We start from the raw sequence: 21350 nt of genomic DNA on the forward strand, positions 1-21350 counted from the left end.
GCAGCGCAATGCGCTGCGGGATTCATGCAGTCGTTACTTGGCTTGAACGCCCTTTTCAACTACTGCATCGCTAGCGACTACTGGCGTGACAAGCGCTACCGGGTTATTTGCCGTCGTCAATTTGTATGGCTGGACCGGCGTCACGCACAGGGCGTCGGACACGATGGTGCGATTCAGAATTGCCTTGTACAGATCGTTAGGTACGGCGCTGTAGCGGCGCACCGGGTCGCGTTCGCTAGGCTGCGCCAGCGACAGGTAGTCGTCGCGGTTCAGCGCGCCGCCACCGGCACGTGCCGATTCCACCCATTTGTCGAAGTCCGCATCATCGACGCCGTGGAACTTGAAGCGCATGCCCGAGAAACCGGCACCGCTGTAGTTGGCGGAGAAGCCATTGTAGACACCAGGCTTGTTGATGACGGCATTCAACTGTGTTTCCATGCCCGGCATGGCATAGATCTGACCTGCCAGTGCGGGGATGAAGAACGAGTTCATGACGGACGACGCGGTGATCTTGAAGCGGATCGGACGATCGACGGGCGCATACAGTTCATTCACGGAAGCGATGCCTTGCTCCGGGTAGATGAACAGCCACTTCCAGTCCAGCGCCACGACTTCGACGACCATCGGTTTGTGGCTGGCAGGAATCGGGCGGTTGGCGTCGATACGGCTCAATGGGCGGTACGGATCGAGGGTGTGGGTGCTGATCCAGGTCAGCAGGCCCAGCACGATGATGATCAACAGGGGCGCGCCCCAGATGATCAGCTCGAGGCGAGTCGAGTGGTCCCAGTCCGGCTCGTATTTGGCCGCGGTGTTGTTTTTTCTATAGCGCCATGCGAAAAGCAGGGTCAGGGCGATTACCGGAACGATAATCAACAGCATCAGCAATGTCGAGATGACAATCAGATTGCCTTGCTGAACTGCGATGTCACCGGACGGATTCAGTACCACCGTATTGCAACCAGCCAACAATGCGAGAGGTAAAAGAAGCAGTCCGCGACGAACTTTTAATGAAAACATACAGGAAAGTCCAGTACAGGGGATGAAGATATGGTACTGTATTCTCACTGGAGCGCGTTGGCAATTGGACGTTTTGTCCTACCCCTTGCTCGGACTTTCACTCGGTGGTTGCGGAGTTTTCCTACAGCTATCTATTGAATAGTCCTACTCCGGGCGTGAGACACCCGGGGTAAGTTACGCGTTGGCCGAACTCGAAACTATATTGGAGACGATCATCATGTCCAGCACGCGCATACACAGCGGGGACGTACCCGCCGACTTTTCCCCCCATTCCCTGCGCGACGCACGCGGGGCCGGCACGGTCGAATCGCATATCGACCCCGGTGAGATCGCCATCGGCGTGATCATCGGCCGCGCTTCCGAATATTTTGACTTCTTTGTGTACGCCATCGCCTCGGTGCTGGTGTTTCCGCGCGTCTTCTTCCCGTTTGAAGAACGCCTGGAGGGCACATTATATGCGTTCCTGATCTTTTCATTCGCCTTCATCGCCCGTCCGTTCGGCACCGTGCTCTTCATGGAGATCCAGCGCCGCATGGGACGCAGCGCCAAGCTGACCTTCGCCCTCTTCCTGCTGGGCGTGTCGACGGCCGGCATCGCCTTCCTGCCGACCTACGCGCACCTGGGCTTTGCCGCCATCATCTGGCTGTCCGTGCTGCGCATCGGCCAGGGCGTGGCCCTGGGCGGTTCATGGGATGGCTTGCCATCGCTGCTGGCCCTGAACGCACCGGAAAACAAGCGCGGCTGGTATGCCATGCTGGGCCAGCTGGGCGCGCCCACCGGTTTCCTGATCGCCGCCGGCCTGTTCTGGTTCATGCTGACCACCCTGACGGATGAAGACTTCCTCGACTGGGGCTGGCGCTATCCTTTCTATGTGGCCTTCGCCATCAACGTGGTGGCCCTGTTCGCCCGTTTGCGCCTGGTGTCGACGAATGAATATGCGCGCCTGCTCGACGAACGCGAACTGCAGCCCGTGAGCGTGTTCGAGATGAGCCGCGGCCAGGGCCGCAACGTGCTGATCGGCGCGCTGGCCGCGCTGGCCAGCTACGCGCTGTTCCACCTGGTCACCGTGTTCCCGCTGTCGTGGATTTCCGTCTACCAGACGCGTTCCGCGCCGGACTTCCTGCAAATCCAGATGCTGGGCGCCGTGCTGGCCGCCGTCGGCGTGGTGATTTCCGGCGTGCTGGCCGATAAAGTGGGCCGCCGCACCACCCTGGGCGTGCTGGCCGTGCTGATCGCCATCTTCAGCGCCTTCGTGCCAACCCTGATGGGCGGCGGCAACTTTGGCCAGGACGTCTTCATCCTCGTCGGCTTCAGCCTGCTGGGCCTGTCCTATGGCCAGGCAGCCGGCGCCGTGACGGCCAACTTCCCTGCCCGCTTCCGCTACACGGGCGCGGCGTTGACGTCCGACCTGGCCTGGCTGGTGGGCGCCGGCTTCGCGCCGCTGGTGGCGCTGGGCCTGTCAGCCAACTTCGGCCTCGCCTATGTCAGCTTCTACCTGCTGTCGGGCGCCGTCGCCTCGCTGGCCGCCCTGAGCCTGAACCGGGCGCTGGAAATCCGCGACTGACATATATGTATACAGCGTAGCGCGCAGCACTGAAAAAACGCCGGCACCGTCCGGCGTTTTTTCATGTCAGGGCTTTGCTACCGGCCCGGTTCACTGTATCGCCAGTTGCCGCCCGCCCGTGCCCTCCTTCTTCGGCAAGTCCAGCAGCAGCACGCCGTTTTCATAACGCGCATGCGCGCCGGCCTCGTCCACATCGTGCGGCAGCACGAAGCTGCGGTATTGCTGGCCGTACTCGCGCTCGCTGCGCACGACCTTGCCGCCGCCGTCGCGCGTCACTCTCTCATCCTTGAGTTCGGCACTGATGGAGACGCGGTTGCCATCGATGGACACCTTGATATCGTCTTTATTGACGCCTGGAATGTCCGCCTGGACCTGATAGGCTTGCTCGGTCTCGGCAATGTCGAGGCGCATGCGTGACGCGCTGCCCTCGCGCAGACGCACGGCGGGCAAGAAGAAGTCGCGCATCATGTCTTCCATGTCGCTGAAGGGGTCGAACCGCCCCAAGGGGTTGAGCGCATCGCGCTGTATCAAATGATTGGCCATGATGTCCTCCTGCATGGGTTGATTTGTACAGGGTAAGCATCGCCAAGGATGCCACCACCTCTTACATTTTAGGATGGCAACAACCAAACTTTTTGACCTGTCTCAATTGTGGTCGGCTTGACTTTTTTCTTTACTGTCATCTGTGCGCTACCGCGCTTTACACGGGCTGATGCGTCGGCAATTGAGCACAAGGCTGTTATGCTAGCGCACGCCATGCTTAAGCAACAGCAAACTTGCATTTCAACTAAAATTGATTTTTTCGCGACAGCCTCACACGGACATAATGAATACCAAGACCCCGATCGACTCCTTCAGCTTTCGCCGCATCCTCGCCCGTAATGTGACTTTGCCGCTGGTCATCGGGGTCGTCACGGCTCTCGTGTTCGTCGCCCTGATCGCCTATCTGCTCTCGGCCCTGCGCTCGGTCGAGCATTCCGAACGGGTGATCGGCAATGCGAACGAGGTCATGAAGTTGTCGGTGGACCTGGAAACGGGCATGCGCGGTTACTTGCTGACGGGCGACGAAACGTTCCTGGCGCCGTATAAATCGGGCAAGGCGAAGATCGCCGTCGAAATGAATACGCTGCTCGAACTGGTGTCGGACAGCCCCATCCAGGTGGACCGGCTGCGCCGCATCCGCGCCCTGCAAAACCAGTGGCTGGAATACGCGGAAAGCGTGATCGGCCAGCGCCGCAGCAACCAGGAATTCCTCGCGCGCGTGCGCCAGGGCGAAGGCAAGCTGGAATTTGACGAAATCCGCCGTGAATTCCTCGCTTTCCTGTCCATGGAACAGCGGTTGCGCCAGGAACGGGCCGACACGGCCGAAAGCCGCACCATGCTGGCCGTGGTGGTATTCCTCATCCTCAGCCTGGGATCGTCGGGCCTGCTCGCCTACCTGGGACGGCGTGAACTGCTGCGCCTGTCCGACATCTACAACGATGCGCTCGAACAGCGCGGCAAGGATAACGACGTGCTGCAGGAGCAAGCCTGGCTGCGCACGGGACAGACGGAACTGGCGGCCCACACGAGCGGCCAGCTGGGCCTGCCGCAACTGGGACGCCACGTGCTGGACTTCCTGGCGCACCGCCTCGACGTGGCCGTCGCCACCCTGTACGTCGTCGACGAGGATGGCAGCCTGCGCCGCACCGCCGTGTATGGTTTCAGCGAGCAGGGCGTGAAGGACAAGCAAGTGTTCAAGCTGGGCGAAGGCCTGGTGGGCGAGACGGCGCGCGAAAAGCGGCTCAAGCATGTGCAGCAAGTGCCCGAGCATTACCTGACCGTGACGTCGAGCCTGGGCCGCGGCGCGCCGCTGGAACTGGTCTTGACACCCGTCCACAACGAAGGCGTCGTCAACGGCGTCATCGAACTGGGCTTTACGCATCCCGTCAGCGCCCGCGCCAAGGAATGGCTGAACCTGATTGCGGCGAATGTCGGCACCTCGCTGGAAGCGGCCCTGTACCGCCAGCGCCTGCAAAACGTGCTGGAGGAAACCCAGCAATTGAATGAAGAGCTGGAAGTGCAGCAGGAAGAGCTGCGCACGGCCAATGAAGAGCTGGGCGAGCAGTCGCGCGTGCTGGAACAGTCGCAAGCCCACCTGGAAGAGCAAAAGGCGGCGCTGGAGCAGTCGAACGAACAGCTGGCCGTGCAAGCGCTGTCGCTGGACCAGAAGAACATGGCCATCGTCCAGGCGCACGCCCAGCTGGAAGCCCGCGCCGAAGAGCTGCAGCGGGCCAGCCGTTATAAATCCGAATTCCTCGCGAACATGTCGCATGAACTGCGCACGCCGCTGAACAGCTCGCTCATCCTGTCGAAGCTGCTGTCGGACAACACCAGCGGCAATCTGACGCCGGAGCAGGTGACGTTTGCGCAAACGATTTATTCGGCCGGCAACGATTTACTGACCCTCATTAACGATATCCTCGACATTTCCAAGGTCGAGGCGGGCAAGCTGGAATTGACGCCGGACGCCGTGCCCTTCGACGAACTGCTCAGCAGCATGAAGATGCTGTTCGGCGCCCAGGCGCAGCAAAAGAAACTCGTCTTTGACGTCAAGGTGGCGCCGGACGCCCCGCCATCCTTCGTCAGCGACCGCCAGCGCCTGGAACAAATCCTGAAAAACCTGCTGTCGAACGCCATCAAATTCACCGACACGGGCACGGTGTCACTGCACGTGAGCACGGATGCGGCCGGCCAGGTGCGCTTCCAGGTGCAGGATACGGGCATCGGCGTCTCCGCCGACCAGCAGCACAAGATTTTCGACGCCTTCCACCAGGCCGACGGCACCACCAGCCGCCGCTATGGCGGCACGGGCCTGGGCCTGTCGATTTCGCGCGACCTGGCCGCCTTGCTGGGCGGCAGCATCGAGCTGGCCAGCACGCCGGGCCAGGGCAGCACGTTCACCCTGGTGCTGCCGCCCGTCATGCCGGAACGCGCGGTGGAAGCGGCGCCGGCGCCGGCTGCCGCGCCGCAAGCGCCTGCCGCCGCCGCGTCCAAGGCGGCGCCCGCCGCCAAGCCCGTGCCGCTGCCCACCTTCCAGGATGACAGGAATAACGTGCCGGCCGTCAAGACCGGCCAGCGTTCCGTGCTGGTGATCGAAGATGAACCGTCGTTTGCCGGCATCCTGTTCGACCTCGCGCATGAAATGCAATACCGCTGCCTGGTGGCGCATGGCGCCGACGAAGGCTTGCGCCTGGCGCAAGAATTCCTGCCCGACGCCATCCTGCTCGACATGGGCTTGCCGGACCGCCCGGGCTTGCTGGTCTTGCAACAGCTCAAGGAAAACCCGCTGACGCGCCACATTCCCGTGCACATCGTGTCCGGCAATGACCAGATCCAGGAAGCCATGCAGCTGGGCGCCGTCGGCTACGCCACCAAGCCGCGCACGCGCGAGCAGCTGAAGGAAGTGTTCCGCAAGCTCGAATCGAAATTCACGCAGCAGATGAAGCGCATCCTGCTGGTCGAGGACGACGAACGCCAGCGCGAAAGCGTGGTCCACCTGATCAGCGATGAAGACGTGGAAATCACGGCCGTGGCGCTGGGCGAACAGGCGCTGGAATTGCTCAAGACGCAGATTTTCGACTGCATGATCATCGACTTGAAGCTGCCCGATATCCAGGGCAACGAATTGCTCGAACGCATGGAACATGAGGAGCTGTGCTCGTTCCCGCCCGTCATCGTCTACACGGGCCGCAACCTGAGCCGCGAGGAAGAAGCGGACCTGATGAAGTATTCGCGCTCGATCATCATCAAGGGCGCCCGCTCGCCCGAACGCCTGCTCGACGAAGTGACCCTGTTCCTGCACAAGGTGGAGTCGGAACTGTCGAGCGAGCGCCAGGGCATGCTGCAGCAGGTGCGCAGCCGCGAGCGCGTGTTTGAAGGGCGCAAGATTTTGCTGGTGGACGACGACGTGCGCAATATCTTTGCGCTGACGAATGCGCTGGAACAGAAAGGCGTGGTGGTGGAAATCGGCCGCAACGGTTTCGAAGCCATCAGCAAGCTCAACAGCGTGGACGATATCGACCTGGTGTTGATGGATGTGATGATGCCGGGCATGGATGGCCTGGAAGCGACGCGGTTGATCCGCGCCGATGGCCGCTACAACAAGCTGCCCATCATCGCCATCACGGCCAAGGCCATGAAGAATGACCAGGAAGAATGCCTGCAGGCGGGCGCGTCCGATTACCTGGCCAAGCCGATCGAACTCGACCGTTTGTATTCGCTGCTGCGCGTGTGGATGCCGAAGATGGAACGCATGTGATGACACGCCATGCCCGGGAGCGGCACTGATGTCTCAGCGCACCACGGACGCGCAACTGCATGCGCTGATGGAGGCGATCTGTCAGCGCTACAGCTATGATTTTCGCGACTATTCCCTACCCTCGCAGCGGCGCCGCCTGCATCAGGCGCTGGAGCGCCTGCATTGCGCCGACCTGCCCGCCTTGCAGCAACTGGTGCTGGACGACCCGGTGGCGTTTGGCAAGCTGCTGCAGATTTTGACCGTGCCGGTAACGCAAATGTTCCGCGATCCGGCGTTTTTCCGCACCTTGCGCGAACAGGTGGTGCCCGTGCTGAAAACCTATCCGTCGCCGACGATCTGGGTGGCCGGCTGCTGCACGGGAGAAGAGGCGCTGTCGCTGGCCATCGTGCTGCACGAGGAAGGCTTGCTCGAACGCAGCACGATTTACTCCACCGACATCAATCCGCAAGCGCTGGCCACGGCCGCGCGCGGCGTGTATCCGCTGCACCGCATGGCCGACTATGGCGCCAATTACCTGGCCGCGGGCGGCCTGGGCCAGCTGGCCGACTATTACACGGTCGAGCATGCCACGGCGCGCTTCCAGCAACGCTTGCTCGACAGGATCAACTTTGCCGACCACAGCCTGTCCACGGACAGCGTCTTTATCGAAACGCAATTGATTTGTTGCCGTAACGTATTGATTTACTTCAATAAAACCTTGCAGGAGCGGGCCCTGGGCCTGTTCCACGACTCGCTGTGCCACCGGGGTTTCCTGGGCCTGGGCAGCAAGGAAAGCACGCATTTCACGCGCTTTGCCGCCGACTTCGAACCCTTGCCGGGTCCCGAAAAGCTCTACCGCAAGCGTGCGCCGTCGCACGCCGCTTCCCATTACGCTGGACGGCACATGCCAGGAATGAAACATGATGAATGAAACAAGCACCAAACTCTTGATCGTCGACGACTTGCCCGAGAACTTGCGCGCGCTCAATGCGCTGATCCGCGAGAGCGACCGCAGCGTCTACCAGGCCTCCTCGGGCGAAGAAGCGCTGGCCCTGCTGCTGGAACACGATTTCGCGCTGGCCATCCTCGACGTGCAAATGCCGGAAATGGATGGCTTTGAACTGGCGCAATTGATGCGCGGCACGGAAAAGACGCGCCACATCCCCATCGTCTTCGTCACGGCGGCCGGCAAGGAAATGAATTTCGCCTTCCAGGGCTATGAAAGCGGCGCCGTCGACTTCCTGCACAAGCCGCTCGACATCAATGCCGTGCAAAGCAAGGTCAATGTCTTTGTCGCCCTGCACCAGCAGCGCAGCGAAACGCGGCGCCAGGTGCAGGCGCTCGAACACAGCCGCCAGCAGCAGGAAGCGTTATTGAAAGAATTGCGCGCCACCCAGGCCGAATTGCAGCGCTCGCTGCGCCTGCGCGACGAATTCATGTCCATGGTGGCGCACGAGCTGCGCACGCCCTTGAACACGCTGTTCCTGGAAACGCAGATGCGCACCGTCAACCTGGAGCGAGGCAACCTGGCCGCCTTCGAGCCTGAGAAACTGGGCAAGATGGTGGCGCGCGACGGGCGGCAAATCCGCAGCATGGTGCGCCTGATCGACGACATGCTCGACGTCTCGCGCATCACCAGCGGCAAGCTGTCGATCCGCCGCGAAGCCGTCGACCTGACCAGCCTGGTACGCCGCGTGGCAGACGATCTGGGCCCGTATGCGGCCACCACGGGCAGCGTGCTGGAAGTGATGGCCTTCGAGCCCATCCAGGGTTACTGGGATGCCTTCCGCGTCGAGCAGATCGTCGTCAACCTGATCAGCAATGCCGTGCGCTACGGCCAGGGCCAGCCCGTGGAAATCAGCCTGGCGCACACGCAGAACAGCGCCGTCATCGAAGTGCGCGACCATGGCATCGGTATCAATGCGCGCGACCAGGAACGCATCTTCGACGCCTTCGAGCGCGTCATGCACCAGGACCGCACGGGCGGCCTGGGCCTTGGCCTGTTCATCACCAAGCAGCTGGTGGACGCGCACGGCGGCGCCATCACCCTGCAAAGCCAGCCCGGCAGCGGCGCCCTGTTCAGCGTCACCCTGCCGTTGGCCGGCAGCTGAGGCTCCCATGACCAGCACAGCCGCCCCCCGCAGCCAGGCCGGCGCCAGCGGCGTGGCCTTCCTGCTGCAACTGGAACGCCGGCTGCGCCTGCTGCAAGACACGGGCGAGATTCTCGCCTTGTCGGCGCAATTGCTGGGACAGCGCCTGGGCGCCCAGCAAGTGGCCTGCTTTGATATCGACCAGGCCCTGCAATGCCCCACCCTGCAGCATGCGTGGAGCGATGGCCTGGCGCCCGGCGCGGCCGGCGAATATTTCCTCGGCGATTATGCCGCCCGCCTGGCCGATGCGCTGGCCGCCGGCCAGGCGCTCGCTGTCAGCGACGTGGCGAGCGACCCGCGCACGGCCATGCCGGCCGCGCTGGCCACGTTTGCGCGCCTGGGCATCCGTGCCTTCCTGAACATTCCCATCGCCAAGGAGGGCCGGCTGGCGGCCCTGTTCGTCGTGCACAGCAGCGCGGCGCGCCTGTGGCATGCGGACGAGATCGAACTGGCCGTGCAAGTGTCGGAGCGGGTCTGGTCGACCATCTTGCGGGCCCAGGCGGAATCGCGCTTGCGCGCCCTCAGTGCCAGCATGGAGACGCAAGTGGCCGAGCGCACGCGCGAGTTCGGCCGCACGTGGAACGTCAGCCCCGATTTGCTGGGCGTGCTCAACCTCGACGGCTATTTCGAGCACTCGAACCCCGCCTGGCAAGCCACCCTGGGCTGGTCGGAGGAGGAAATCCGCACGACGAAATTTTTTGAACTGATCCACCCGGACGACTTGCCGCGCACCCATGCGGCCTGGGAAGCGGCCAACCAGGGCCAGCCGGCGCTGCGCTTCGAGAACCGCTATCGCCACAAGCTGGGCGGCTGGCACTGGCTGTCGTGGGTGGCCGTGCCCGAGGGCGAGAAGGTGTATTGCAGCGCGCGCGACATCACGGTGGAAAAGAAGCTGGAAGCCGAGCTGGCCGCGCGCAACAGCGAACGCGAGCGGCTGTGGCGCAGCGCGCAAGACTTGATGGTGGCCATCGATGCCGAAGGCTGCTTTGCCGCCGTCAACCCGGCCTCGGCAGCCATCCTCGGCTGGCTGCCCGAGGAAATGCTGGGCCGCAGCCTGTTCGACTTCGTGCTGCCCGAGGATGCCGCCGCCACGCGCCTGGCCCTGGCAAAGGTGACGCAGGAAGCCATGCCCAGCTTTGAAAACCGCTACCGGCACCGCGAAGGCGGCCACCGCTGGCTGTCGTGGGTGGCAGCGATCGAAGGTGACCTGATTTTCGCCACCGGACGCCACGTCACTGTGGAAAAAGAGGCGCAACACACCTTGCGCAACATGCAGGAATCCTTGCGCCATAGCGAAATGGCGCTGCTGCAATCGCAAAAACTCGAAGCGCTGGGCAAGCTGACGGGCGGCGTGGCCCACGATTTCAATAACGTGCTGCAAATTATCTCCGGCAACCTGCAGTTGCTGCAGCTGGGCCTGGACGGCGACCCGCAGGCCGCCAAGCGCATCGCCAGCGCCTCGGCCGCCGTGGAACGGGGCGCCAAGCTGTCGGCCCAGCTGTTGGCCTTTGCACGGCGCCAGCCGTTGAAACCGCTGGTGACGGACCTGGCGCAACTGCTGCGTTCGACGGAAGAGCTGCTGCGGCGCGCCACCGGCGAAACCATCGAAACGCGTCTGCTGCTGGCCGACGATTGCTGGCGCGCCCTGGTCGACCCGCACCAGCTGGAAAACGTCATCCTCAACCTGGCCATCAACGCGCGCGACGCCATGGATGGCCAGGGCCAGCTGACCATCGAATTGAGCAACAGCGTGCTGGACAGCGACTATGCGGCGCGCCATGCGGACGTGGCGCCCGGCGATTACGTGCAACTGGCCGTGTCGGACACGGGCACGGGCATTCCCGCCGACTTGCTGGACAAGATTTTCGAACCGTTCTTCACGACGAAAGGCGAAGGCACGGGCCTGGGCCTGTCCATGGCGTACGGCTTCCTGCGCCAGAGCGGCGGCCACCTGACCGTGGACAGTCTGCCGGGCCATGGCAGCACCTTCCGCATCTACCTGCCGCGCTCGCTCGAAGCGGAAACGGAACTGCCGCTGCAGCTGAGCGGCCCCGTGCTGGGCGGCAAGGAAACCATCCTCGTGGTGGAAGACGACGTGCAGGTGCAGACGACGGTGGTGGACATGTTGCGCGGCCTCGGCTATGGCGTGCTGCGCGCCGGCGAGGGCGAAAGCGCGCTGGCCATCATCGGCAGCGGCGTGCCCATCGACCTGCTGTTTACGGATGTGGTCATGCCGGGCAAGGTGGCCAGCACGGAACTGGCGCGCCGGGCCCGCGTGCTGTTGCCGCAGCTGGCAGTGTTGTTTACCTCGGGCTACACGCAGGACGCCATCATGCGGGGCGGCCGCCTGGAGCCGGGCGTGGAATTATTGAGCAAACCGTACCGACGCGAAGACCTGGCGCGGCGCATCCGCCACCTGCTGGCCAATCGCCGTCACGTGACGGCCCTGCACCAGTACCGCGCGCAACTGGCGCCGCAGCCGCCCGCGCCGCCGGGGGCGCGATCCATCCTGCTGGTGGAAGACCATGCCGACGCGCGCGCCATGACGAGCGAACTGCTGGCCATGCTGGGACACACGGTGCTATCCGTGGGCACGGCCGAGGAAGCCTTGTCCCTGCTGGGCACGCCGGGACTGGAACTGTTGCTGACCGATATCAGCCTGCCGCGCATGTCGGGCGCCGAGCTGGCCGAACTGGCGGCGCGCGACCATCCGCGGCTGGAAGTGGTGTTTACCACCGGCCACGCGCCCGCCAATTCCGGCGTGCTGGACCCGCAGGCGCGCTTCCTGGTGAAACCATTTACCGTCGAGCAACTGCAGCAAGCCTTGCTGGCGCCAGGCTAGCAAGCTAGTAAACGTCGAGCTGGCGCGCCTTCAGTGCGCTGGCCAGCTCTTCCAGGCCAAACGGCTTGCGCAGGAAGCGCGCGCTGGCGTCCTGCATCAGGCTGGCGCCCCAGTCGTGCCCGGAAGCAAACACCACGTCCAGCCGCGGCCAGTGCGCGCGCGCATGGCGCGCCAGTTCCAGGCCGGACATGGTGGGCAGGCTGATGTCCGTCACCAGCACGTCCAGGCCCGGCATGGCCAGCAGCGGCATGGCCGCTTCCGCGCTGGCCACGCCGTGCACGGTGTGCCCCAGCATATTGAGCATTTCGGTCGTCATTTCGCGCGCATCGTCATTGTCTTCCACCAGCAAGATGCGCCGCCCGGAAGGGTCGGGCGCGCCCACCAGGCGGCGGTCGGCCAGCACGTGGCGGATGCGCCGCGCCAGGTCTTCGCGCTGGTAGGGTTTGCTGAGCAACTCCACGCCCGGGTCCAGCCGCCCGCCCTGCATGATGGCGTTGTGCGTGTAGCCCGAGGTAAACAACACGGCCAGCTCCGGCAGCAGCAGCCGGGCCTGCCGCGCCAGCTCCTTGCTGCTGACGGGCCCCGGCATGACGACGTCCGTAAACAGCAGGTCGATGGCCACGCCCGTGCCCAGCAGGGCCAGCGCCGCGGCGCCGTCGTCCGCATGCAGCACGTCGTAACCGAGGCCGCGCAGCATGTCGACCACCGTATGCTGCACGGGCGCATCGTCTTCCACCACGAGGATGGTCTCGCTGCCGCCCAGCACGGGGCCCGTCAGGCCCGGTGGCGGCTCGGCCAGTTTTTCCAGCGAACGGGGCAAATAAATCTTGAAAGTCGTGCCGGCGCCCGGCGCGCTGTGCACCTTGATGTGGCCCGCGCTCTGGCGGATGAAGCCGTAGGCCATGGACAGGCCCAGGCCCGTGCCCTCGCCTTCGCGCTTGGTGGTGAAGAAGGGCTCGAAGATCTGGTCGATCACGTCGCGCTCCATGCCGTGGCCCGTGTCGGTGATGGTCAGCAGCACGTATTGCCCCTCCAGCACGTCGGCATGCAGGCTGGCGTAGTCGGCGTCGAGCGTGACGTTGCTCAAGGTAAAAGTGAGGCGCCCGCCCTTCTCCATCGCATCGCGCGCATTGATGGCCATGTTCAGCAGTACGTTTTCCATCTGGTTCGGGTCGACCAGCGTATGCCACAAGCCTTCGCTGATGAAGGTTTCCTCGGCAATCGCCTCGCCCAGGGCGCGGCGGATCAGGTCGTGCATGCGGCGCAACAAGCGCCCCAGGTCCGTCACGAGCGGTTTCAACGGCTGGCGCCGCGCAAAGGCCAGCAGTTGCGACGACAGCTTGGCGCCCCGTTCGACGGCCGAGGCGGCAGAATCGAGGCGCCTGGCCGCCTGCGGATTGTCGGCCACCGTCAGCTTCAGCAACTGCAAATTGCCCGAGATAATTTGCAGCACGTTATTGAAGTCGTGGGCCACGCCGCCCGTCAGCTTGCCGATCGATTCCAGCTTCTGCGCCTGCAATAAAGCCTGCTCGCTGCGCACCAGCGCCAGGCGCGCCTCCTTTTCATCGGTGACGTCGCGGCCGATGGCGTGGATCAGCTTTTGCGCCGGCACGGCCGTCCAGGAAATCCAGCGGTAGCCGCCATCGCGGCGCCGGTAGCGGTTTTCCATGCGCAAGGTGGGCGCGCCATGGGCCAGGCGCGACAAGTCCTTCAAGGCGGCCATGCGGTCGTCGGGATGCACGAGGCTGATGAAATCCATGCCCAGCGACTCGATTTCCGGGCGCTCGAGGATCTTGCTCCAGGCGGGATTGACGGCGATGATCATGCCGGCCAGGTCAGCCACCAGCATGATGTCGGTCGACAGCCGCCACATGCGGTCGCGGTCGGCCGTGCGGTTGGCCATTTCCACTTCCAGCGAGGAATTCAGGTAAGCCATCTTTTCCAGCACGTTCTTCTGTTCCTGCACGTCCGTATTCGTGCCCACCCAGCGCAGCACCGTGCCCGCTTCGTCGAACAGGGGCAAGGCGCGCGCCAGGAACCAGCGGTAGGCGCCGTCGCTGGCGCGGCGCATGCGGAACTCGTGCTCGTAGGCGCTGGCGGTGGCGACGGCCCGTTCCCAGCTTTTTTGCGTGGCCTGCACGTCGTCCGGATGCACGCAGTGGCGAAAGCCGCTGGCCACCAGCGACTTCAGCGATTGTCCCGTGTATTCGCAGACCTGCTCGTTGACCCAGTAAGTGGCGCCGCTGCCATGCGCCAGCCAGGCCTGGTTCGGCATGGTGGAAGCGAGCGAACGGAACTGCGCTTCGCTGTCGAGCAAGGCGTTGCGCGCCTGCCAGTGTTCATCGATATCCTCGCACGAGCCGTACCATTTCGCGGGTTGGCCGCGCTCGTCTTGCCGGCAATACGCGCGCGAACGCATCCAGCGGTACTGACCGTCTTGCCGGCGCACGCGCATTTCTTGGTCGAAAGGCTGGCCGCTGCCCACCGCTTCGCTCCAGGCCGCCAAGGACTGGGGGATATCCTCGGGGTGGATGGCGTCCAGCCAGCTGGTGCCCAGGCCGCTGCCCCCCGTCCATTCGCGCCAGCGCTGCGCCACGTAATCGAGCTTGCCGTCGACGTCGGCCGTCCACAGCACTTGCGTATTGAGTTCGATGGCGTAATGAAAATGTTCGCGGCTGTCGTGCAGCGCCCGTTCCAGCTGGCCCCGCTCGATGACGTGCGCGGCCACGCGCGCGGCCAGCGCCAGCAGTTCGATCTCCGGTTGCGTGGGATGGCATGTCGCCTGGAAAAACAGGCCCAGCACGCCCAGGATATGCCCCTTGGCGCCGAAGACGGGGGCGACCCAGCAGGCACGGTAGCCGTGCAGCATGGCTTCCTTGCGTCCCGCGCTCCAGTGCACGTCGCGCGTGATGTCGCCGCAATACACGGGCGCGCCGGAAAAGGCGGCCGTGCCGAACGGGGACGGCTGTTCGCCGCCGTGCCGCAGGGCCAGGCACAGGTCTTGCGGCAGGCTGGGCGCGGACAAGCCGCAAAAGCGGTCGGCTTCGTCGATGAGCACGAGGCAGGCATGCGCGCCGCCCTCGGCCAGGTCTTGCAGCGCCAGCAACAGGTGTTCCAGTGCATGGGCCAGGTCGGCGCCTGCCGCGATGCTGCCCAGCGCACCATGCTCGGCGTCCAGCAAGGAAAGGATGTTGTTTGCGTGCACCGTGTCGATATGGGGAAAACTGATGCCCGAAATATACCATGGGGCAACCCTCTTGCAGGAGGAAAACAGTCCACGACTTGATCTCCGCGGCCGCGCTGCCCTATGCTAAAGTGTTGCTCTATTCTCAAGCGAAAGCAACGATGCCCACGTCCCTGCCATCTTCCCTGATCGCCACCGCCCTGCTCGCCTCCGTGCAAGGCGCCGTCGCCGCCCCCATGAGCCTGGAAGACTACCTGGCCCTGAACGGCCCGCCGCCCACGGCGCAGATCGCATACGGCCCCGCGCCATCGCAATACGCGCAGCTGTTCCGGCCCGAAGGCAGCGGACCGTTCCCCGTCGTCGTGCTCGTGCATGGCGGCTGCTGGACGGTGGCCTTCGGCGGCATCAGGCAAATGCGCAACGTGGCCGGCGCCCTGGTGGCGCAAGGCATCGCCGTGTGGAATGTGGAATACCGGCGCGTGGACGAGCCGCGCGGCGGCTATCCGGGCACGTATGAGGACATGCACGCGGCGCTGGACAGCCTGCGGCAGCACGCGCCCCAGTACCAGATCGACACGCGTCGCATCGTCGCCATGGGCCACTCGGCCGGCGGCCAGCTGGCGCAATGGATCGCCGGCAGGGAAAAGCTGCCGAAGACCAGCCCCCTGTACCGCGACCAGTTCCTGCCAGTCAAAAACATCATCAGCCTGGGCGGCCTGGCCGACCTGCGCCATGAAAAGGAGTTGATCAAGACCAGCTGCGAGCGCGACATCGCCCAACTGGCAGGCAGCGCCAGCACCGAGCGCCCCGACATCTACAGCGACACCAACGCCGCCGACCTCATCCCCAACGGCAGCCGCACCGTCCTGATCACAGGCGAGCTCGATACCATCTCCCCACCCAGAGTCGCGCACGACTATGCGGCCAAGGCAATCAAAGCCGGCGACCATGCGGAAGTGCTGATTTTGCCTGGCGCCAGTCATTATGACGAGATTGCGGCGACGTCGAATGCTTGGGGGATGATTTTGCCGGTGGTGCGGGGGATGCTGGGGATGGAGGCGGAATGAAGCGCGCCATCGCCGGCAATCCTTTCCGGCCAGTCGCATAGCGCTTGAACAGTCACCAAATTTTTTTGTTTGAATGTATTGGAAAATGCCTTACAATTATTTAAATGGAAACAATATGTATATATCTTTCCCTCCAGCAAAAATAGAATAGAATATGCTATCGGGCGGCCTCAGAATCGAGGATCATTTTCCATTTATCCTCAGGCATTAAGTCACCTCGATTTAACAGCTGATACATAGGAGTTGACCACACCTTGATATGACGGTTTGTAACAGCCCATTTTCCGCCATGCTCACTGAAATAATATAAAAATATGGCAACTACCAAACGTTCACAAAACAAATGCAAAAAATGCGGGTATACATGGTACCCACGAGGGAAAAGTATTTCACTGAAATGTCCGTCATGCGGTAGTTCCGAGGTGGGATTTACTGGCGGCGGAATAGGTATAATCGCGTTAATCGTTGTTGGGGCTGCAATTTTCAGCGGAAACAAAAAAGAAACAACCACACAAGAGCCTCCAACGCCGCCAGCCTCTATGGAAGTGCTGGCGCCGCTTGAGCGCCAAAATGTCCAGTTAGAGCCGGCTTCAGAACAGGCGGTGGTATCAGAAAGCGCTAGTAACGTTCCTGTCTATTCTGATTCCGAGAAAGCTGATGAAAAGACAGAAACGCCACCTGCCGCCAGCGAATGCGCAACCGACAATAACAATATGCCTGTTGATTGCTCAACTGCTGAATGTGCCAATAGCGCGTCGACGCAGCTCAAGTGCCAATCACAACGTGCACCTAAAAACGAACTGTACTAATTGTCTGGAGATGGGTGAATACGTTGCATAACCCAGTCGCATCTGCTCTGCGCTCTTCCCTTCGCTACGCTGCGGACCGATAGCTGTCATACCTAAACGTAAAGCACCCGCTCACAAGATTAGGCCCGCCCCCTCAAACCAGGCTCCCCGGGCCCAGCGGGCCTGAAAAATGGCCAGGGCAAGGCGCGCGGGCGAAGACAGTACGATGAGTACGGCGAGCCCAAGCAACGCAGCCATGGGCATTTTCTCAGGCCCGCGACTCCGGCCCGCTGTTCTTAAATATTACTGAACACGCGCCAGGTACTGCGCCAGCTGGGCGAAGGTAGCCTTGAATCCCTCCTTCATCGACTCATGCCCTTCCACAAAAGTCCGATGCTGCTCATCCGTCGCCTTGTGCGGCGTCGAGCGCAAGGTCATCGTCGTCTTGCCGTTTTCCTCGGTAAGGGTCATCGTATTGAACGATTCCAGCGGCCAAGTGGCGCTGACCGGGTGCTGCACGGCATTGCCCTGTTTGTCCGCAAACGACAGGATGGACACGATGCGTTCCGGCGCTTCGATCGCCTGATAGGTGAACTTGCCCCACATCTCATAGCCATTGTCGGCGCGCATGCCGTAGTGGAAAACGCCGCCCGGCTGCAAATCCAGCGCCAGCACGCTCAATTCGAAACCAACCGGGCCCCACCACTGGGCCAGGCGCTCCGGTTCCACCCACGATTGAAATACCAGCTCGCGCGGCGCGTCGAAAGTTTGCGTGATGACAAAGTCGCTGCTGTCGCGGTGCTGGCCGTCCTGCTTCTGTTCTGCGGTGCTCATGCGCTCTCCCTGTGTTGGTGGACTGGCCCTTAATGTACCAGCGGCGCCGATAAACGGGAAGGCCTGTACGCCTGTCAAAGGGGCATGCTAGAATATTCGTTCGAGACCTAACTATTAGACGACTTACCTTATGACTTCTATCGAAGAGCGCTTTTCCGCCGCGCTCCACAAGACGGCGCGCGGCTGGCGCCATGCCATCGACCGCCGCCTGAAAGACCTGGACCTGGGGCAAGCAAGCTGGATGTGCATCGCCATGATCGCCAAATCGCCGCAGCCGCCCTCGCAAAGCGAGCTGGCGCACCAGCTGGGCGTGGAAAACCCCACCATGGTGTCGATGCTGGACCGGCTCGTGAAATCGGGCTTCGTGCAGCGCCAGCCGTCGGAGACCGACCGCAGGGTCAAGCTGGTGGTGCTGACCGAGGCGGGCATGCGCGTGTATGACACCGTGCGCAAGGAAGCGGATGGCTACCGCAAGGAGCTACTGCAAGGCATCGACCCGGCGCAACTGCTGGCCGCCACCGAGTTGCTGGAAACGCTGCAGCGCACGACGGAAATCGGCGGCACGGACCAGGGTGGATGCGCCTGATGCGTTCCGCCTCCGCCAGTGCTGCAGCGGCCCTGCCCGCTTCCGAGGACCCCAGCCTGAACCGGCGCATGATCACGATCTCGATCATGCTCGCCACCATCATCCAGGCCCTCGACGGCACCATCGCCAACGTCGCCCTGCCCCACATGCAGGGCAGCCTGTCCGCCTCGCAAGACCAGATCACCTGGGTGCTGACCTCCTTCATCGTCGCCGCCGCCATCGCCACGCCCCTGACGGGCTGGCTGTGCGACCGCTACGGCCAGAAGAACACCTTTCTCGTCTCCGTGGCCGGCTTTACCATCGCTTCCGTGCTGTGCGGCCTGTCCGGCACCCTGTCCGAGATCGTCGCCGCCCGTCTGCTGCAGGGCGTGTTCGGCGCGGCCCTCGTGCCGCTGTCGCAGGCCGTGCTGCTCGACATCAATCCGCGCGAAAAGCACGGCTCGGCCATGGCCATCTGGGGCATGGGCGTGATGATCGGCCCCATCCTGGGACCGACCCTGGGCGGCTGGCTGACGGACAGCTATAGCTGGCGCTGGGTCTTCTTCATCAACATCCCCATCGGCGCCATGGCTTTCTATGGTATCTGGCGCTACATCCGCAAGGACCCGCCCAACCGCCGCATGACCTTCGACATGTTCGGCTTTGCCACCCTGAGCCTGTCGATCGGCGCGCTGCAGATGCTGCTGGACCGGGGCGAACAGAACGATTGGTTTTCTTCCACGGAAACGTGGATCGAAGCCATCGTGCTGACCATGAGCTTGTGTTACTTCATCGCCCACACGGCCTTGCGCCCGGCCGGCAAGTCCTTCCTCGACTACCGGCTGCTGAAAAACTCGAACTATGTGAGCGGCTTGTTGTTCATCTTCATCGTCGGCATGGTGCTGTTCGCCACCCGCGCGCTGACGCCATCGATGCTGCAAGGCTTGATGAACTATCCGGCGGCCATCGCCGGCCTGGTGACGGCGCCCAGCGGGCTGGGCACGATGCTGGCCATGCTGATCGTCGGCAAGCTGACGGGCAAGATCGATACGCGCATCCTGCTGGGCGTGGGCTTTTCCATTACCGCGTTCTCGCTGTGGCAAATGGCCAATTTCACGCTGGACCTGGTGCCGAAGACGGTCGTGTGGAACGGCATCATCCAGGGCATCGGCCTGGGCCTCGTCTTCGTGCCCCTGAGCGCGGCCACGTTTGCCACCCTGTCGCCGCAGATGCGGGCGGAAGGCACGGCCATTTACAGCCTGGTGCGCAATATCGGCAGCAGCATCGGCATCGCCCTCGTGCAGACCTTGTTGGTGCGCAATACGCAGATCGCCCATGCCTCCCTGACGGAACACATCCATATCGCCAACCCGGCCTTGCATGACCCTGCCATCGCCAGTGTCTACAACCTGGGCACCGGCACGGGCATGGCGGCGCTGAATGGCGAAATCACGCGGCAGGCGTCGATGATCGCCTACCTCGACGACTTCTGGCTGATGATGTGGCTGACCATCCTCGTCTTGCCGCTTTTGCTCCTGATCAAACCACCGAAAAAGAATGCGCCCGTCGTCGTCGACCACGCGGCCATGGAATAACCCTCATGCACACACCGATAAAACTCTCCCTGCGCGTATTGGCGCTCAGTTTGTCCCTGGCCGGCTGCGCCAGCATCCCGCCCGACACGCAACGGCTGCCGCAGCAAGACCTGGCCACCGTGCAACTGGCGGCCGACATCCACCTGGCCAGCGAAGGCTGGCCCGCCGCCCAGTGGTGGCGCCAGTTCCAGGACGCCCAGCTGGACCAGCTGATCGGGCAGGCGCTGGCCGCCAGCCCGAACCTGGACGTGGCGAATGCCCGCATCGGCTCGGCCCTGTCCGCGTTCGATGCGCAGCACGCGCAGCGCGGCGCCACGCTGGACCTGGGCGCGAATGCCAACCGCCAGCGCTATTCGGGCAATGGCCTGATGCCCGCCCCCATCGGCGGCAATTATTACAATGAGGTCACCGTGGGCGTGCAAGCCCATTACGACCTGGACTGGTGGGGCAGGCACAAGGCGCAGATCGCCGCCAGCCTGGGCGAAGTCAACGCGCGCCGCGCCGAGTATGCGATGGCGGAACAGATGCTGGCCGCCGAGATCGCCCGCCATTACTTCAGCATGCAAAATGGCTGGGCCCGCATGGACAACCTGCATGCGCTGGTCAAACTGCAGCAGCTGCTGGTGCTGGACAAGGAAAAGCGCATCGCCAACGGCCTGGGCGTCAGCGACGACCATCTGTCCGCGCAAACGCGCTTGAGCCTGCTGCAGCAACAAATTGCCCTGCTGGAAACGCAGATCGTCACGGAACGCGAAGCCTTGCGCGCCCTGCTCGGGGCGGATGGCGCTGCCTTGGCCGGCCTGCAGCCGAGGCAAGCCCAGCCGCTGCCGCACGCCCTGCCCGGCAAGCTGGGCCTGGAATTGCTGGCGCGCCGGCCCGATTTGCAGGCGGCGCGCTGGCGGGTCGAGGCGGCCATGAGCAAGATCGAGGCGGCGCAGGCATCGTTCTATCCCGATATCGACCTGGGGGCCTCGTTCGGCCTCGATGCGATCAAGCTGGGCCGGCTGCTGCAGTCCGGCAGCCGCACCCTGTTCATCGGCCCGGCCCTGTCGCTGCCCCTGTTCGACAGCGGCCGCCTGCAGGCGCAGCTTGGCGGCGCGCGCAGCGAACGCAACGAATTGATCGCCGACTACAACCAGCACGTCTTCCATGTCGTGCGCGACGTGGCGCAGGCCGGCGCGACAGTGCAAGGCGTGGAAAACCAGCTGCGCCTGCAAGAGGAAAACCTGCACGCCAGCCAGGCGCAGCTGCGCAACGCGAATGCGCGGCTCAAGCAAGGCCTGGCCGACCGCGCCACGCAACTGAACGCGGAAATGACCGTGCGCGGCCAGGTCGACCTGGGCTTGCAGTTGCAACACCAGCGCCAGGACGCGGAAATCAGCCTGAGCGTGGCGCTGGGCGGCGGCTACCGGGGCAGCAGCGATTTCGCCGCCGCGACGACACAACAATAACCATCGATTACGGA

At 63.3% G+C, this 21350-nt stretch carries 14 protein-coding genes; 10 read left to right on the forward strand and 4 right to left on the reverse strand.

Annotated elements, in window-relative coordinates; translation table 11 throughout:
• Positions 1-33: 33 nt before the first annotated feature.
• Positions 34-1017 (reverse strand): ubiquinol oxidase subunit II, encoded by a 984-nt coding sequence (gene cyoA / locus J0O65_RS03140; protein WP_251373352.1) that lies wholly within the window; start codon positions 1015-1017, stop codon positions 34-36.
• A 217-nt stretch (positions 1018-1234) separates the two neighbouring features.
• On the opposite strand from cyoA, the gene J0O65_RS03145 reads away from it, so the two are divergent.
• The gene (locus tag J0O65_RS03145; protein ID WP_215404048.1) at positions 1235-2581 is read left to right on the forward strand and encodes an MFS transporter; all 1347 of its coding nucleotides are present in this window, start codon (positions 1235-1237) and stop codon (positions 2579-2581) included.
• Between the two features lie 90 nt (positions 2582-2671).
• Here the strand turns inward: J0O65_RS03145 and J0O65_RS03150 are convergent, their stop codons facing one another.
• Complete coding sequence (locus J0O65_RS03150) at positions 2672-3124, reverse strand: Hsp20/alpha crystallin family protein (protein WP_215404051.1); 453 nt, start codon at positions 3122-3124, stop codon at positions 2672-2674.
• 283 nt (positions 3125-3407) lie between these two features.
• Here J0O65_RS03150 and J0O65_RS03155 point away from each other — a divergent pair, with 283 nt between their 5' ends.
• Genes J0O65_RS03155 through J0O65_RS03170 form a run of 4 tightly spaced genes read left to right on the forward strand, consistent with a single transcriptional unit; the run spans position 3408 to position 11852 of the window.
• Complete coding sequence (locus J0O65_RS03155; RefSeq protein ID WP_215404053.1) at positions 3408-6881, forward strand: response regulator; 3474 nt, start codon at positions 3408-3410, stop codon at positions 6879-6881.
• A gap of 28 nt (positions 6882-6909) precedes the next feature.
• Entirely contained in the window at positions 6910-7791 is an 882-nt protein-coding gene (locus J0O65_RS03160; protein ID WP_215404061.1) for a CheR family methyltransferase, read from the forward strand.
• Entirely contained in the window at positions 7781-8971 is a 1191-nt protein-coding gene (locus tag J0O65_RS03165) for a hybrid sensor histidine kinase/response regulator (RefSeq protein ID WP_251373355.1), read from the forward strand. The genes J0O65_RS03160 and J0O65_RS03165 overlap by 11 nt, the downstream gene beginning before the upstream one ends.
• A 7-nt stretch (positions 8972-8978) precedes the next feature.
• Positions 8979-11852: a PAS domain S-box protein gene (locus tag J0O65_RS03170; RefSeq protein WP_215404063.1), complete on the forward strand. Its 2874-nt coding sequence runs from the start codon at positions 8979-8981 to the stop codon at positions 11850-11852.
• A 4-nt stretch (positions 11853-11856) separates the two neighbouring features.
• Here the strand turns inward: J0O65_RS03170 and J0O65_RS03175 are convergent, their stop codons facing one another.
• Positions 11857-15057, reverse strand: a complete 3201-nt coding sequence (locus J0O65_RS03175) for a PAS domain-containing protein (protein WP_353056149.1) — start codon at positions 15055-15057, stop codon at positions 11857-11859.
• 140 nt (positions 15058-15197) lie between these two features.
• Here J0O65_RS03175 and J0O65_RS03180 point away from each other — a divergent pair, with 140 nt between their 5' ends.
• Together J0O65_RS03180 and J0O65_RS03185 are read left to right on the forward strand one after the other, a co-directional pair.
• Positions 15198-16103 carry an alpha/beta hydrolase gene (locus J0O65_RS03180; protein ID WP_215404065.1) on the forward strand — a complete coding sequence of 302 codons (906 nt, stop codon included), beginning with the start codon at positions 15198-15200 and terminating at the stop codon, positions 16101-16103.
• 314 nt (positions 16104-16417) lie between these two features.
• Complete coding sequence (locus J0O65_RS03185) at positions 16418-16912, forward strand: hypothetical protein (protein ID WP_215404067.1); 495 nt, start codon at positions 16418-16420, stop codon at positions 16910-16912.
• 282 nt (positions 16913-17194) lie between these two features.
• Here the strand turns inward: J0O65_RS03185 and J0O65_RS03190 are convergent, their stop codons facing one another.
• Complete coding sequence (locus tag J0O65_RS03190) at positions 17195-17725, reverse strand: SRPBCC family protein (protein WP_215404070.1); 531 nt, start codon at positions 17723-17725, stop codon at positions 17195-17197.
• 130 nt (positions 17726-17855) lie between these two features.
• Here J0O65_RS03190 and J0O65_RS03195 point away from each other — a divergent pair, with 130 nt between their 5' ends.
• Genes J0O65_RS03195 through J0O65_RS03205 form a run of 3 tightly spaced genes read left to right on the forward strand, consistent with a single transcriptional unit; the run spans position 17856 to position 21336 of the window.
• A complete protein-coding gene (locus J0O65_RS03195; RefSeq protein WP_215404072.1) occupies positions 17856-18311 on the forward strand; it encodes a MarR family winged helix-turn-helix transcriptional regulator in 456 nt (151 codons plus the stop codon).
• Positions 18311-19885, forward strand: a complete 1575-nt coding sequence (locus tag J0O65_RS03200; RefSeq protein WP_215404074.1) for a DHA2 family efflux MFS transporter permease subunit — start codon at positions 18311-18313, stop codon at positions 19883-19885. The genes J0O65_RS03195 and J0O65_RS03200 overlap by 1 nt, the downstream gene beginning before the upstream one ends.
• 5 nt (positions 19886-19890) lie before the next feature.
• Positions 19891-21336, forward strand: coding sequence for an efflux transporter outer membrane subunit (locus tag J0O65_RS03205; protein WP_215404076.1), 1446 nt, complete (start codon positions 19891-19893; stop codon positions 21334-21336).
• Positions 21337-21350 lie beyond the last annotated feature (14 nt).

It is taken from the genome of Janthinobacterium sp. JC611 (assembly GCF_018682595.1).
Taxonomy (GTDB): Bacteria; Pseudomonadota; Gammaproteobacteria; order Burkholderiales; family Burkholderiaceae_D; genus Janthinobacterium.

Coding starts and splice junctions, on each gene's coding strand:
- cyoA (WP_251373352.1), bottom strand. CDS start 1,017: ATGTTTTCATTAAAAGTTCGTCGCGGACTGCTTCTTTTACCTCTCGCA.
- J0O65_RS03145 (WP_215404048.1), top strand. CDS start 1,235: ATGTCCAGCACGCGCATACACAGCGGGGACGTACCCGCCGACTTTTCC.
- J0O65_RS03150 (WP_215404051.1), bottom strand. CDS start 3,124: ATGGCCAATCATTTGATACAGCGCGATGCGCTCAACCCCTTGGGGCGG.
- J0O65_RS03155 (WP_215404053.1), top strand. CDS start 3,408: ATGAATACCAAGACCCCGATCGACTCCTTCAGCTTTCGCCGCATCCTC.
- J0O65_RS03160 (WP_215404061.1), top strand. CDS start 6,910: ATGTCTCAGCGCACCACGGACGCGCAACTGCATGCGCTGATGGAGGCG.
- J0O65_RS03165 (WP_251373355.1), top strand. CDS start 7,781: ATGATGAATGAAACAAGCACCAAACTCTTGATCGTCGACGACTTGCCC.
- J0O65_RS03170 (WP_215404063.1), top strand. CDS start 8,979: ATGACCAGCACAGCCGCCCCCCGCAGCCAGGCCGGCGCCAGCGGCGTG.
- J0O65_RS03180 (WP_215404065.1), top strand. CDS start 15,198: ATGCCCACGTCCCTGCCATCTTCCCTGATCGCCACCGCCCTGCTCGCC.
- J0O65_RS03185 (WP_215404067.1), top strand. CDS start 16,418: ATGGCAACTACCAAACGTTCACAAAACAAATGCAAAAAATGCGGGTAT.
- J0O65_RS03190 (WP_215404070.1), bottom strand. CDS start 17,725: ATGAGCACCGCAGAACAGAAGCAGGACGGCCAGCACCGCGACAGCAGC.
- J0O65_RS03195 (WP_215404072.1), top strand. CDS start 17,856: ATGACTTCTATCGAAGAGCGCTTTTCCGCCGCGCTCCACAAGACGGCG.
- J0O65_RS03200 (WP_215404074.1), top strand. CDS start 18,311: ATGCGTTCCGCCTCCGCCAGTGCTGCAGCGGCCCTGCCCGCTTCCGAG.
- J0O65_RS03205 (WP_215404076.1), top strand. CDS start 19,891: ATGCACACACCGATAAAACTCTCCCTGCGCGTATTGGCGCTCAGTTTG.